This window comes from Verrucosispora sp. NA02020, assembly GCF_013364215.1.
Classification (GTDB): domain Bacteria; phylum Actinomycetota; class Actinomycetes; order Mycobacteriales; family Micromonosporaceae; genus Micromonospora.
Map to the genome: position 1 here is coordinate 920592 of NZ_CP054923.1, position 13140 is coordinate 933731.

At 72.3% G+C, this 13140-nt stretch carries 11 protein-coding genes; 5 read left to right on the forward strand and 6 right to left on the reverse strand.

Going from position 1 to position 13140, the window contains the following annotated elements:
* Window positions 1-100: 100 nt before the first annotated feature.
* Both HUT12_RS03940 and HUT12_RS03945 read left to right on the forward strand, forming a co-directional pair.
* Entirely contained in the window at window positions 101-1543 is a 1443-nt protein-coding gene (locus tag HUT12_RS03940; protein WP_176092507.1) for a family 43 glycosylhydrolase, read from the forward strand.
* Window positions 1544-1696: 153 nt separating this feature from the next.
* The gene (locus HUT12_RS03945) at window positions 1697-2374 is read left to right on the forward strand and encodes a hypothetical protein (RefSeq protein WP_176092508.1); all 678 of its coding nucleotides are present in this window, start codon (window positions 1697-1699) and stop codon (window positions 2372-2374) included.
* A gap of 63 nt (window positions 2375-2437) precedes the next feature.
* On the opposite strand, the gene HUT12_RS03950 is transcribed toward HUT12_RS03945, so the two are convergent.
* The 4 genes from HUT12_RS03950 to HUT12_RS03965 form a co-directional block, all read right to left on the reverse strand.
* Window positions 2438-3241, reverse strand: coding sequence for a peptidase (locus tag HUT12_RS03950; RefSeq protein ID WP_176092509.1), 804 nt, complete (start codon window positions 3239-3241; stop codon window positions 2438-2440).
* Entirely contained in the window at window positions 3241-4548 is a 1308-nt protein-coding gene (locus HUT12_RS03955) for a VWA domain-containing protein (RefSeq protein ID WP_176092510.1), read from the reverse strand. Before HUT12_RS03955 ends, HUT12_RS03950 begins: the two co-directional genes overlap by 1 nt.
* 109 nt (window positions 4549-4657) lie before the next feature.
* Window positions 4658-5857 (reverse strand): hypothetical protein, encoded by a 1200-nt coding sequence (locus HUT12_RS03960; RefSeq protein WP_176092511.1) that lies wholly within the window; start codon window positions 5855-5857, stop codon window positions 4658-4660.
* Between the two features lie 170 nt (window positions 5858-6027).
* The gene (locus HUT12_RS03965; protein ID WP_176092512.1) at window positions 6028-6684 is read right to left on the reverse strand and encodes a 4'-phosphopantetheinyl transferase; all 657 of its coding nucleotides are present in this window, start codon (window positions 6682-6684) and stop codon (window positions 6028-6030) included.
* A 228-nt stretch (window positions 6685-6912) separates the two neighbouring features.
* Between HUT12_RS03965 and HUT12_RS03970 the strand changes: the two genes are divergently transcribed.
* Entirely contained in the window at window positions 6913-7227 is a 315-nt protein-coding gene (locus HUT12_RS03970) for a hypothetical protein (RefSeq protein WP_254876710.1), read from the forward strand.
* Window positions 7228-7551: 324 nt separating this feature from the next.
* Here HUT12_RS03970 and HUT12_RS03975 read toward each other — a convergent pair whose 3' ends face one another.
* Entirely contained in the window at window positions 7552-9255 is a 1704-nt protein-coding gene (locus HUT12_RS03975) for a dolichyl-phosphate-mannose--protein mannosyltransferase (protein WP_176092513.1), read from the reverse strand.
* An 84-nt stretch (window positions 9256-9339) separates the two neighbouring features.
* Here HUT12_RS03975 and rsmI point away from each other — a divergent pair, with 84 nt between their 5' ends.
* The gene (rsmI, locus tag HUT12_RS03980; protein ID WP_176092514.1) at window positions 9340-10194 is read left to right on the forward strand and encodes a 16S rRNA (cytidine(1402)-2'-O)-methyltransferase; all 855 of its coding nucleotides are present in this window, start codon (window positions 9340-9342) and stop codon (window positions 10192-10194) included.
* Between the two features lie 53 nt (window positions 10195-10247).
* On the opposite strand, the gene HUT12_RS03985 is transcribed toward rsmI, so the two are convergent.
* The gene (locus tag HUT12_RS03985) at window positions 10248-11162 is read right to left on the reverse strand and encodes a hypothetical protein (RefSeq protein WP_254876711.1); all 915 of its coding nucleotides are present in this window, start codon (window positions 11160-11162) and stop codon (window positions 10248-10250) included.
* A 158-nt stretch (window positions 11163-11320) separates the two neighbouring features.
* Here HUT12_RS03985 and metG point away from each other — a divergent pair, with 158 nt between their 5' ends.
* Window positions 11321-13135 (forward strand): methionine--tRNA ligase, encoded by a 1815-nt coding sequence (metG, locus tag HUT12_RS03990; RefSeq protein WP_176092515.1) that lies wholly within the window; start codon window positions 11321-11323, stop codon window positions 13133-13135.
* Window positions 13136-13140 lie beyond the last annotated feature (5 nt).

Sequence of the window (13140 nt, forward strand, 5' to 3'; positions counted from 1 at the left end):
TGCGGTGGGGTTTCGTATAGATGACGTTCTCTTGACGGTGGTGATTGTTAGCGCTATCAATGCGGTGGCGGTGTTCCTGTCGTGGTGGAAGGGCGGGGCTATGGTGCGGCGCAGTGTCCGCAGGGTCGTGGCGATGGCGGCGGTCCTGGTGTTGGCGGGAGGCGCCGTGGTGGCGGTGGGGGCGGTGCCGGCGCAGGCCGCCCCGGTCACCTTCACCAATCCACTGGCCGAGCAGCGTGCCGACCCGCACGTCTACCGGCACACCGACGGGTACTACTACTTCACCGCCACCGTCCCGGAGTACGACCGGATCGTGCTGCGCCGTGCCACCACGCTCCAGGGACTGGCCACCGCCGCCGAGCGGGTGATCTGGCGCAAGCACGCCAGCGGCGAGATGGGCGCGCACATCTGGGCTCCCGAGATCCACTTCATCGGCGGCAAGTGGTACGTCTACTTCGCCGCCGGCCGCACCGACGACATCTGGGCCATCCGGCCGTACGTGCTGGAGAGCAGTGCGGCGAACCCGTTGGACGGGCCGTGGGTGGAACGTGGACAGCTCCAACCGGCCCGCAGCGGCTTCTCGCTCGACGCCACCACGTTCGTCCACAACGGAGTCCGCTATCTGGCCTGGGCCGAGTACGCCGGTAGCAACTCGAACATCTACCTGGCCCGTGCCACCAACCCGTGGACGTACGCGGGCACCCCGGCCCTGATCGCCACCCCCACGCACGCCTGGGAGACCCGGGGGTACCGGGTCAACGAGGGGCCGGCGGTGCTGATCCGCAACGGGCGGGTGTTCATGACGTACTCGGCCAGCGCCACCGACGCCAGTTACGCGGTCGGGTTGCTCACCGCCTCGGCCACCAGCGACCTGCTCAATCCGGCGTCGTGGAGCAAGCGGTCCACGCCGGTGCTGGCCAGCGACGCCCGGACGGGTCAGTGGGGTCCGGGGCACAATTCGTTCACCGTGGCCGAGGACGGCAGCGACGTGATCGTCTACCACTCCCGCAACTACGAGCGGTACCTCGGCAACGGCTACGATCCGCTGACCGACCCGAACCGGCGTACCCGGCTCCAGCGGGTCTACTGGAACGCCGACGGTACGCCGAACTTCGGCGTACCGGTGCCGGACGGCCTCAGCCCGGTGCGGTTGCGCGCGCACGACCTGCCGGACCGCTACATCCGGCACTGGGAGTTCCGGGTGCGGTTGGAGCCGAACGTCGCCGTCCTGGCCGACTCGCAGTTCCGGATCGTCGCCGGTCTGTCCGACCCGTCGGCGATCTCGTTGGAGTCGACCAACTATCCCGGCTACTACCTGCGGCACCGTAACCACCAGCTCTGGGCGGAGCGCAGCGACGGCTCCACCCTGTTCCGGCAGGACGCCACGTTCACCCGCCGGGCCGGGCTCGCCGACGCGGCGAAGGTGTCGCTGGAGGCGGTGAACTTCCCCGGCCAGTACGTCCGGCACCGCGACGGGCTGCTGCACCTGGAAGCCGTGTCGGACGCCCCCGGGCGTGCGTCGGCCACCTTCGCCCTGGACTAGGGCCTCTTCCTGGCACGGGCCTTCGACGGCGACCGTGGCCCACCCGACGACACTGATCTATATTGATCGCTTCCGTTGTGGACGTCGACGCGCCACGAGTGCGTCGGTGCGGCGGCAGTCGGGCGAACCCGGCTGCCCGGATCAGGAGGCCCAGTGAAGATCAGCAGCGTGGTCCGTCAGGCCGTCGTCGGTCTGCTCGTCGTCGGCGCGGCACTCGTCCCGGCCGGTGCCGGCCAGGCGCACGCCGTGGCCGACGCGGTCAGCGTCTATCCGCCTATCCAGGGTGCGTCCACCTGGGACCGCTTCGGGCTCTCCGGGCCGGCGAGCCACCACCGGGTCTTCTCGAACTGGGGATATCTCAACGACTGGTCGGTCGACATCTACCGCAACCCCGGCGCGACCGTGGTCTCGCCGTTCGGCACGAAGAGCGCCGCCGGTCATCCGATCTCGGTCCGCGTGGTCACCGTGCGGGCCGGTTGCGCTACCGGGAACCTGGCCGACGGCGGGTACCGCATCGGGCTGGAGGCCCGGGACGACCGGCTCGGTGCGGTCATCGCCCGCGCCGACGTCATGCACGTCGCCAACAAGCCGGCCGGCATCGTGGTCGGCGCGACTGTCGGGCCGTGGACCAAGCTGGGCGAGACCGGCCGGTTCCGCTACTCCAGCTGCTACCAGGTCAACGGCGACTCCGGCGCACACATCCACCTCGAAGTGATCAATCAGCACCGGTACTCCTGCTACATTCGGCGGTCGGCGAACACCGCGTTGACCGACCTGACGGTGATCGGCCGCGCCGGTGTCCACTACTCCGGTGCGCCCCAGGCCTGCTGATCGGAACCGCCGGCAGGTCACGCCCGGGCGCGACCTGCCGGCGGGGTCACCGGACGGGTGGGGTCACGCGCGGACCCGCCGGGCGGACGGGCGGCGGGTCAGGGCGAAACCGACCACGCCGGCCACCGCGGCGAGGACGCCACCGGCGGTGGTCCAGATCCAGCGGGAACCGGCCTCGGGGAGCCACCCGGTGAGGTCGATGTTCCAGCCGTCGTCGTCCTCGTCGACCGGTGCGACCGTCGGCTCCGTGCTCAGCACGGCACCGGCGTTGGTCGGCGCCACCAGCGGGGCTTCCAGCCGACCGTCCTCCGGGGCGCTGCCGGCGTCCCCGCTGGCGGAGATCAGCAGGTCCACGTCGATCGGACGACCCAGGTCGGGCTCGGGCACGTCGACCACGGACAGGCGCACGTAGTACGTGCCGGGCAGCGGATCGGCGGACCACGGCTCCGCCCAGGGCCGGACACGCCGCAGGGTGCAACCGAGGGCCACGGTACCCACCGAGGAGTCGGCGGTCGGGGTCTGCGCGCCGGCCGTACACGCCTGGCGGCGGCGCAGGCCGTCGAAGACCTCCACGGTCCACGTCGACGTGCCGGTGCGCTGCTCGGCGAGGGAGACCGTCGCGGTGATCCCGTGGGTCTCGCCCGCCGCCGCCGGGAACGACCAGTAGAGGTACTCGCCGGTGGAGGCGCCCACCCGCACCGGTTGACCCGCCGCGATCGGGGTGGCGCTGAGGAACGTGGTGCCGGCCTTGGTCACGGTGGCGGCACCGGGTGAGGGAGTGGGGGTGGGTGCGGCCAGCGCCGCGCCCGGGGCCAGGACGATGCCGGCGGCCAGCAGCGCGGCCACGGTTGCCGATCGGGTACGCATCAGTTCTCCCTCCAGGTGGCGACCCACCAGCGGGTGAGCAGGCCGGTGACGAGCCCGGTGAGCAGACCGGCCAGGGTCAGCAGGAGCAGCAGCACCCAGCCGCGTCCCAGGTCCGGCCCGTCCGGAGCGGGGGAGGCGGCGACCACGTCGACGGTCAGTTCGACCGGAATGCCGGGGTCCTTCGCGGTGCCCGACCGGGGCGAGAACATGTTGCTGACCACCAGACAGACGGTGGTCACCGCCGGGGTGGCGCTGGCCGTCGGCGCGGGGGTGGCGTCCTCGTCGCGCTTGGCGTCGTCGCCGTCCTCCGTGGCCGACCAGCGCAGACCGGCCGAGACGACGTCGGTACGTCCGCTGCCGGCGTCCACGCCCCGGACCAGTTCCCGGCCGTCCGCCGCGGTGGCCCGCAGCAGTACGCCGTGGTCGGGATTGATCGGCCGGTCGAGCGCGATGCTGACCGAGGCGCGCAGTTCCTGTCCCGTCCGGACCGGCACCCGGTACCAGCGGTGCTCGGAGAAGGTCTCCCGGTCGGTGTAGACGCCGGGGGAGAGCAGCGGCGCACCCTCGCAGACGTCGGTTCCGTCGACCTTGGCCGGCGTGGTGGCGTACGTGTCTCGGGCCCGGTCGACGAGTTGCTTGAGCCGGTCCGTGAGGTCGTCGGCGCTTGTCGCGGCCGTGTACGTGCCACCCGTGGCGGCGGCGATGCAGAGCAGTTGCTTGCGGACCTTCTCGTCGGGTGCCAGGCCGAGGGTGTCCACCACCAGCGTGGTGCCCTGGGCGGCGAGTTCCCGGGCCACCTGGCAGGGGTCCGGCGGTGCGCAGGTGTCCTCGCCGTCGGTGATCAGCACGATCCGCCGGGCGGTGGTGCCGGTGCCGAGGTCCTTCGCGGCCTCCCGCAGGGCGAGCCCGACCGGGGTGAATCCGGTCGGACGCAGTGTCGCCACGGCGGCCTTGGCCTTCGTCCGGTCCACCGGACCGACCGGCACGATCTGCTGGGTGTCCCGGCAGCCCTGCTGCTTGTCCTGGCCCTTGTAGGTGGCCCCGAGCACCCGGATGCCGAGCTGGGTCTCGTCGGGCAGGGCGTCCACCACCTCGCCGAACGCCTGTTGCGCCACCGAGATGCGGCTGCGTCCGTCGATGTCGGTGGCCCGCATCGAGCCGCTCACGTCCAGCACCAACTGGACGCGAGGCGGCTCGGCGACGGGTTCTGCCTGGTCGTCGTCGGCTCGGGCCGGCGCGGGGCCGGCCAGCGTGGTCGCCGCCAGCAGCCCCAACAGGGCGGCTGACGACCATCTCTTGTTGATCACCGGGCGGAGTGTAGCGAGGTCCACTCAGGACGATCACTCCGGTCGTCGGGCGAGCCGGCTGTCCCGCACGGCCCGCCCGACGTACCGCCGGCAGACGACCTCGCGTGCGCTACGGCCGCCAGGAACCGGCGGAGCGGAACAACGGCTTGTACTCCACCACGCCGTTGGTGTCGGCGACGTCGAAGACGACCGTGCCGACCCGCTTGGTGCCGGCCGGCAGGTTGTTGCCGGAGCCGATGGTCTCACCGCAGCCGGCCAGGATCCCGGCCAGGCCGTTGACCGTGGTCCCGTCGGCCGCCACCCACTCGAAGTAGATCGGGTTGATGGAGGCCGTGCCCTTGGTCACCGTCGCCGTCACGTCGGCGATCAGGTAGCGGCCCTTCCGTGGCTCGGGGGCGAACGACCGGCAGCCCTCGTTCACGGTCCGCACCCGGGTCACGGTGATCTCGACGGTGCCGTCGTTGTCGTTCACCACCAGGGTGGTGCCGATGCTCAGGTTGTACGTCTCGCCGCTGGGCGGCGAGTTGGTGGGCGGAGGCGGCGGCGGGGGCGCGGCCTCGGTCGGCGCGGCGCTCGGCGACGGTTCCGGTGCCGGCGAGGCGGCCGACGGTATGGGCCGCGCGCCGGTCTCCCGGTCGTCATCCGTGCCGTTCAGCAGCGCGATGACGCCGCCGCCACAGCAGAGCAGCGCCAACGCGGCGACCACGGCCACCACGATCAGCGCGGTCTTGCTGCCGGAACCACCGCTGGGCTGTGGCGCGCCCAGCGGGTACCCGGGCGCAGCCGGCGGATAGCCGGTGCCGCCAGGCGGATAGCCGCCCTGCTGGTAGCCACCCGACGCGTACGGTCCGGGCTGCTGGTAGGCGCCGGGCGCCTGGTAGGGGTCGTGCGACGGGTACGCGGCACCGGCCTGCGGATACCCGGCACCGGCCTGGTACGGGTCGTGCTGCGGGTACCCGCCAGCGGCTGCCTGGTGCGGCGCGTACGGCGATCCCGAGCTGGGCGGCTGGGGGGCACCCGAGGCCGGGTAGTGCGGCGACCCGGAGACCGGCTGCTGGGGCGAGCCGGCGGACGGGTACTGGGGAGAACCGGAGACCGGAGGCTGGGGTGCGCCGGAGACCGGCGGTGCGGGCGGCGGCTGCGGGGTGGCCCAGGCACTGTCGGGCTCGTCGGGTGGGGCGGCCCACGTGCCGTCGGGCTGCGCGTCGGCCGGCTGCCCGACCGGCGGCAGGGGTGCCCACGGATCACTGGGCGGCTGCGGCGGCTGGTAGGGGTCCTGCGGCCCGGATGGGGGCTGGGGGTCGCTCACCGTACTCCTCGGGCACCTGACGTCTAACGCGAACCGCCTGACGCTACCTCGGGCGGGCAACACCGAGCGGCCACCGGTAGGGGTCCGAGCGGAGGAGGGCCAGGGGCCGTACGGCCCGGTCAGGGGCGGTGACGCTCAGGCGCGTACGGGCGACGGCGGGCGTGGACGCCTCACTCCGGCAGGAGTACGGCGGCGGTGCGGACCAGGTTCGCGTCGACCGCGTACCGGCCGGTCACCAGGGTGGGCGGACGGTCGACCGGGGCGGCGTCGATCCGGGCCGGTGCGATCCGTGCGGTGAAGGTCCCCGCGTCGGGGTCGAGCTCCACCACCGCGTCGTGGAAGTCCAGCCAGGTGCCGACGATCGGGTGCCACACCTTGTAGACCGTCTCCTTGGCGCTGAACGCCACCGTCGGCCAGGAGACGCCGGAGGGCAGCCGAGCGTACCGGTCCTCCTCCTCGGGCAGGCAGATCAACCGGCGTACGCCCGGGCTCAGTTCCTTGTGCTGCTCGGCGTCCATGCCGACCCCGCGCACCTCGCTGCGGCGCGCGACCGCCGCCGCGCAGTAGCCCCGGGTGTGGGTGATGCTGCCGACCGTGCCCGTCGGCCAGACCGGCGCGCGGTTCTCGGCGGCGAGCACCGCGACCTGCGGCAGGCCCAGCTCCGCCATGGCCCGGCGGGCGCAGACCCGGCCCGCGGTGAAGTCACGGCGCCGGCTGTCCACCACGCGTTCCCCGAGACCGGCCGCCTCCTCGGCGTGGAGTTGCCCGGACCAGTCCTGCTCCCGGGCCACCGCCACCGCCACCTCGGGAGGCAACAGGTCACGCACGCGCGATCACCGGGCGGTGCGTTCGGCGGCCCGTCCCGGTACCGTCGACCGGCGGCGAGTGCTCTGCGTCATTGCGACGCGTACGGTGGGTCGCGGTGGTCATGGTTGGTCAACGTACCTCAATGACGTAACACCGTGTCGATCCCGGGCGCTGTACGAAGCGCACGGCGCTCGTGGCGCGGCGGCGGGTGCCCACCCGTGGTCCTGTGTGGAGGCGGAAGGAGCGCGATGACAGGTGTGGCGGATCGCTCGGGGAGTGCGGTGGCCGGGACCGGTGGTGTGGAGCGGCTGGCCGAACATGCTCCGGCGACTCCCGACTGGACCTGCGGCACCTGCGGCGCGGACTGGCCCTGTGCGCCGAAACGTGCCCGGTTGCTGACCGAGTACGGGACGGATCGGCCGATGCTCAGTGTCTATCTGGGCGCGTGCCTGGCCGCCGCGGTCGAGGACCTGCACGCGCCCGGACCGACCTCGTTGCAGGACCGGTTCCTCGGCTGGCTGCCCCGCCGCCCGAGAGACCCGGCGAGCCCGCCGCCGACGTGATCGTGGCCACCCTGTCGACGGGACGGGTACGCCGCTGGCCAGGCAAAATGTGAGCTGGTTTCCGGTTGGGCGTGGCGGTTCTCCGCCTCCAGCCGAGGGCGCGGTTCGGTGGAGATCCTTGTCGGGACAGGCCTCGGTCGGAAATCTGACCCGAGCTGCCCCGTTGTGCCGCTGGTCATGGGTGGTTAAGCTGCAGAGGCGCGCCCCAATCGCCCGCTTCCCCCGTGGCAGGCGATCGGGGCGCGTCCTATTGTCCGGACTGAGTGCCCGGACCGACGTGACAGGGCCCGCACGCCACAGCGTGCGGGCCCTTCGCCGTCGGTGTCAGATCCAGCGACCGTCCAGCCACATCCGTGCGGACCACTCCGCGTACGGCAGCGACTGACCGACGAAGATCGGATAGAAGTACGCGAAACAGAGGACGACGAGCACCATGTACGCCCCCACGATCACCCCACCCACCAGGCGGCGGTCCCGGGTGGCCTCGTCGTCGAGGACCGGTCGGGTGCCGCTCGGCCCGGCCGGCGACGCTATCGCCCCGAGTACGTAGACCACCGCCAGCACGAGGAACGGCAGCGCGGGCGCGGCGTAGAACGAGAACATCGTCCGCCCGTCCAGAGCGAACCAGAACCACGGCAACAGGCCGGCGGCCGCGCTGAGCAGGATCGTGCCGGCGCGCCAGTCCCGGCGGGCCAGGCCGAGCCAGACCAGCGCCACCAGCGCGGGCAGGAACGACCACCAGAGCAGCGGGGTGCCGAGCAGGAGGATCTCCTCGGCACAGCTCGCCGCGCCACAGGGGCTGTCGTTGGTCCAGTGGAAGGCGACCGGTCGGCCCAGCAGCAGCCACTGCCAGGGCCACGACTGGTATTTGTGCGGGTCGTCTAGTTGGCCGTGGAAGCCGAGCGCGGCCTGGTGGTACTGGATCAGGTTCCACAGCGCCCCGACCACGGGCAGGTCGCTGAGCCCGGCGTCCGGGTAGCGCTCGGCGAGCCGGTAGTAGCCCTCCTGGCTGCGCAGCCAACCCGACCAGGACGCCACGTAGGTGACCGCCATCAGCAGGCCGGCGAGCGCCATCCACGGCACCCCGTCGAGCATGGTGGCCCGCCACGGCCGGGGCACCCCCGCCGCGCGGCGGACACCGACGTCCCAGAGGAGCATCAGCAGTGCGAACGCGGGCACGAAGAACAACGCGCTCCACTTGACCGCGAAGGCGCAGCCGAGCAGGACCCCGGCGGCGAGCCGCCACCAGGGCCAGTTCCGCCAGCCGCCGGGCGGGCGGCCCGCCCGGCCCCGGGCCGTCGGATCCAGCCCCGCCTCCAGCGCCCGGGCCCAGCGCCGACGCTGCGCGTCCCGGTCCAGCACCAGTGCGCCGAAGGCGGCCAGCACGAAGAAGAGCAGGAAGAGGTCGAGCAGGGCGGTGCGGGACAGCACCAGGTGGAAGCCGTCGAACGCGAGCAGCAGGCCGGCGGCGCAACCGAGCACGGTGGAGTGGAACATCCGGCGGCCGCTGCGGATCAGCATCAGCACCGACAGGGTGCCGAACAGCGCCGCCGAGAAGCGCCAGCCGAACTCCGGCGAGGTGGTCATCAGCGCGCCGGGCACCGAGATGCCGTGTTCGGCGTCGGCGTAGCCGAAGGCCCACTCGCCGAGACCGATCAACCACTTGCCCAGCGGCGGATGGACCACGTACGACGGTCCACCGTCCTTGTAGTTCCACTCGACGCCTTTGTCGATCAGCCCCCAGGCGTCCCGGGCGTAGTAGACCTCGTCGAAGATCTTGCCGGTCGGGTGGCTGAGGTTGGCGAAGCGCAGCACCGCCGCGATCGCCACCACCACGGCGGTGGCCCACCACGATCTCCGGTCCACGCGGGCCTCGACGGTGGCCAGCCGACGGCGGATCGTCGCCGGTACGCCACCCCCGCCCGCGTCGCCGGTCGTGCCACCGCCCGTGTCACCGGTCGAGGTGGCCGCCTGCTCCGGTCCCGGCTGGTCCGCGTTCGCGCTCTGTGCTGTCGACGCACTCGTCACCCGGCGATCGTAGGCTGCGGAGGGGGTCGCTGGCGTACATCGTCTCCGAATCCGGTACGACCGTCGATGAAGGAGTGCCTACTCGTGGGTGAAATGTCCGAAACTGGTCGCCTGGTCCTCCTCGGCGCGCCGCTCGGCAACCCCGCCGACGCCTCCACCCGACTGCGAGACGTGCTCGGCACCGCCGACGTGGTCGCCGCCGAGGACACCCGGCGACTGATCCGACTCGCCCGCGACCTGGACGTGACGATCCCTGGCCGGATCGTCTCCTACTTCGAGGGCAACGAGGAGCGGCGTACCCCCGAACTGGTCGACGTGCTCACCGCCGGACACCTCGTCGCACTGGTCACCGACGGCGGCATGCCCAGCGTGTCCGACCCCGGCTACCGGCTGGTCCGCGCCGCCCTGGACGCCGGGGCCCCGGTCACCTGCGCCCCCGGACCGAGCGCCGTCACCACCGCCCTGGCGCTGTCCGGGCTGCCCTGCGACCGGTTCTGCTTCGAGGGCTTCCTGCCGCGTACCCCCGGTGCCCGCCGGGCCCGACTGCGGGCGCTGGCGGCGGAGGAGCGCACCCTGGTTTTGTTCGAATCCCCGCACCGGATCACCGCCGCGCTGACCGACCTCGCCGACGCGTTCGGCGCCGACCGGCCCGCCGCGCTCTGCCGGGAGCTGACCAAGACGTACGAGGAGGTGCTCCGCCGCCCACTGGGTGACCTGGCCCGGTGGGCCGCCGACGGCGATCCGCGCGGTGAGATCACCCTCGTGGTGGCCGGGGCGCCGGCCACGCCACCCACCCGACCCGACGACGACGCCCTGCGCACCGCGGTCGCCGAGCGGGAGGCCGCCGGCCAGAGTCGCCGGGACGCCGTCACCGAGGTGGCGACGGCCTTCGGGCTGCGTCGCCGTGACGTGTACGCCGTCGTGCACCAGGTGGTGTAAGGAAGGGCCCCCTACTAACGCCTCGTGTATAGGAAGGGTCCCTTCCTTACATCTCACCAGGCGGCGGCGAGGAAGCCGAGCGTGATCGCCAGCGGGCCGGCGAAGGCGACGGTGACCGCCCAACGACGGCCCCGTGGATCGGGCAGTCGCGTCGCGCCGGTCCAGCGGGCGATCCCGGCACCGCAGCCGAGCACCCCCAGCAGGCCGAGCAGCCAGCGCAGGTGCGCACCGACACCGTGATCGGCGTACGCGACGGCGGCGTCCGGACCGGTCACCCGGGCGGGTAGCGCCGTCCCGGCGATCGTCCGCTGCTCCGGGACCCCGCTGACCCGTACGCCGTGGGTGCGGAACCCGCCGTCGGCGGCGGTGAAGATCCCCCGGCAGCGCTGGGTCAACCCGTCACCGGTGCACCCGGTCACCACTGCGGTGCCCGAGGTGCCCTGCCCGGCAGCGAGCAGGATCGGGCCCGCGCTGACCCAGGCGAAGAACGCCGCCACGAGGCTCAGGCCGACCAACGCGGCCAGTCCCGGCAGCGGGTCGGGCGGATGACTGCTCCGCTCCCGGTGGCGTACCTGCCGGAGCCGACGAAACAGCCCGCGCTCGCCGGGCGGATCCTGCCGCACCGGCGTGCCGTCCCAGTGCACCTGTTCGATCGGCGCCCAGAACGTGTCCTCCTCGTCGACGTCGGCGGGGTCGACGAACGGATCCGCGCCGAGATGCCGCGCCGAACGCACCGGCACCCGGTGCGGCAGTGTGCCGACCGGGGCGCCGGTGGTCGGCTCCACCTCGACACCCTGCTCCGGCGCCGTCGGTTCACCGAGGGCGCCACCGGCCGGGTTCGCCCCGTCGGGCGTCACCGTCCGGGGGTGTGGCGCCACGGCATGGGTACGCGCCGACGCGGCCGGATCCGGCCAGGTCTCGGTGGGAAGGCCGTCCTCGTGGTCGCGGGCGGCGCGGCTGCCAGTCACGCGCTTCATTGGACACCGGTGGGGATGCTCGGACACGCAGCTCAGGCAGCGTGTCGGCGACAAATCGGACCAGCCGAGGGTCCGGAATCGCCGGATTGTCGAGCGGGCGGGCCTATTGGTTCGCAGCCGCCCCAGGTGGGTCACTACGCTTGCTGGGCATGAGTCACGTTCTCGCGGCGGTCGCCTGGCCGTACGCCAACGGCCCGCGCCACATCGGCCACGTCTCCGGTTTCGGCGTTCCCTCCGACGTCTTCGCCCGGTACATGCGGATGGCCGGCCACGACGTGCTCATGGTCTCGGGCACCGACGAGCACGGCACCCCCATCCAGGTGCAGGCCGACGCCGAGGGCCTCAAGCCCCGTGAGCTGGCCGACCGGTACAACCGGGTGATCGTGGAGGACCTGCACGGCCTGGGTCTCTCCTACGACCTGTTCACCCGCACCACCACGCGGAACCACTACGCCGTGGTGCAGGAGTTGTTCGAGGGGATGTACCGCAACGGCTACATCGTGCCGAAGACCACCATGGGCGCCATCTCACCGTCGACCGGCCGGACCCTGCCCGACCGCTACATCGAGGGCACCTGCCCGATCTGCGGCTACGACAGCGCGCGCGGCGACCAGTGCGACAACTGCGGCAACCAGCTCGACCCGATCGACCTGATCGACCCCAAGTCGAAGATCAACGGTGAGACGCCGAAGTTCGTCGAGACCGAGCACTTCTTCCTCGACCTGCCCGCCCTCGCCGACGTGCTGCGGCAGTGGCTGGACAGCCGGGACGGCTGGCGGCCCAACGTGCTGCGGTTCTCCCGCAACCTGCTGGACGACCTCCAGCCCCGGGCCATCACCCGGGACCTGGAGTGGGGCGTACCGATCCCGCTCGACGGCTGGCGCGACCGCACCGACAAGCGCATCTACGTCTGGTTCGACGCGGTGATCGGTTACCTCTCCGCCTCCGTCGAGTGGGCCCGCCGCTCCGGCGACCCGGAGGCGTGGCGCCGGTACTGGCACCAGCCGGACGCCGACGGCGAGACGGACGACGACACCCGGTCGTACTACTTCATGGGCAAGGACAACATCGTCTTCCACTCGGTGATCTGGCCCGCGCTGCTGGCCGGCTACTCCGGCGAGGGCGACAAGGGCGGCAAGCCGGGCCAGCTCGGACGGCTCAACCTGCCCACCGAGGTGGTATCCAGCGAGTTCCTCACCATGGAGGGACGCAAGTTCTCCTCCTCCCGGCGGGTGGTCATCTACGTCCGGGACTTCCTGGAGCGCTACGACGCCGACGCGCTGCGCTACTTCATCGCCGTGGCCGGCCCGGAGAACAACGACACCGACTTCACCTGGGCCGAGTTCCTGCGCCGCAACAACGACGAGCTGGTCGCCGGCTGGGGCAACCTGGTCAACCGGTGCGTGTCGATGGCGGCGAAGAACTTCGGCGCCATCCCACCGATCGGCCCGGACGGCCTCACCGAGGCCGACGAGGCGCTGCTCGCGGTGGCCCGGACCGGCTTCGCCACGGTCGGCGACCTGATCGGCCGGCACCGGCAGAAGCAGGCCATCGGCGAGGCGATGAAGGTGGTCGCGGAGGCCAACAGGTACCTCTCCGACCAGGCGCCGTGGAAGCTCAAGGACGAGGCGGACAAGCCCCGGATGGGCACCGTCCTGCACGTCGCCCTCCAGGTGGTCAGCGACGCCAACACCCTGCTCACCCCGTTCCTGCCGCACTCCGCACAGAAGGTGCACGAGCTGCTCGGCGGCACCGGCGTGCACGCGCCGATGCCGGTCATCGAGGAGGTCGACGACCTCGACGGCGGGCCCGGGTACCCGGTGCTGACCGGGGACTACACGCAGGGCGCGCGCTGGGAGTCGGTGCCGCTCGCGGTCGGCCGGCCGCTCGCCGCGCCCAAGCCGGTGTTCCGCAAGCTCGACCCGTCGATCGTCGACGAGGAACTGGCCCGGCTGGAGAGCTGACCCGG

What these genes read in the sequence shown, in the direction of transcription:
- HUT12_RS03940 (WP_176092507.1), top strand. Translation starts at nt 101, where the DNA reads ATGGTGCGGCGCAGTGTCCGCAGGGTCGTGGCGATGGCGGCGGTCCTG.
- metG (WP_176092515.1), top strand. Translation starts at nt 11,321, where the DNA reads ATGAGTCACGTTCTCGCGGCGGTCGCCTGGCCGTACGCCAACGGCCCG.
- HUT12_RS03950 (WP_176092509.1), bottom strand. Translation starts at nt 3,241, where the DNA reads ATGCGTACCCGATCGGCAACCGTGGCCGCGCTGCTGGCCGCCGGCATC.
- HUT12_RS03970 (WP_254876710.1), top strand. Translation starts at nt 6,913, where the DNA reads ATGACAGGTGTGGCGGATCGCTCGGGGAGTGCGGTGGCCGGGACCGGT.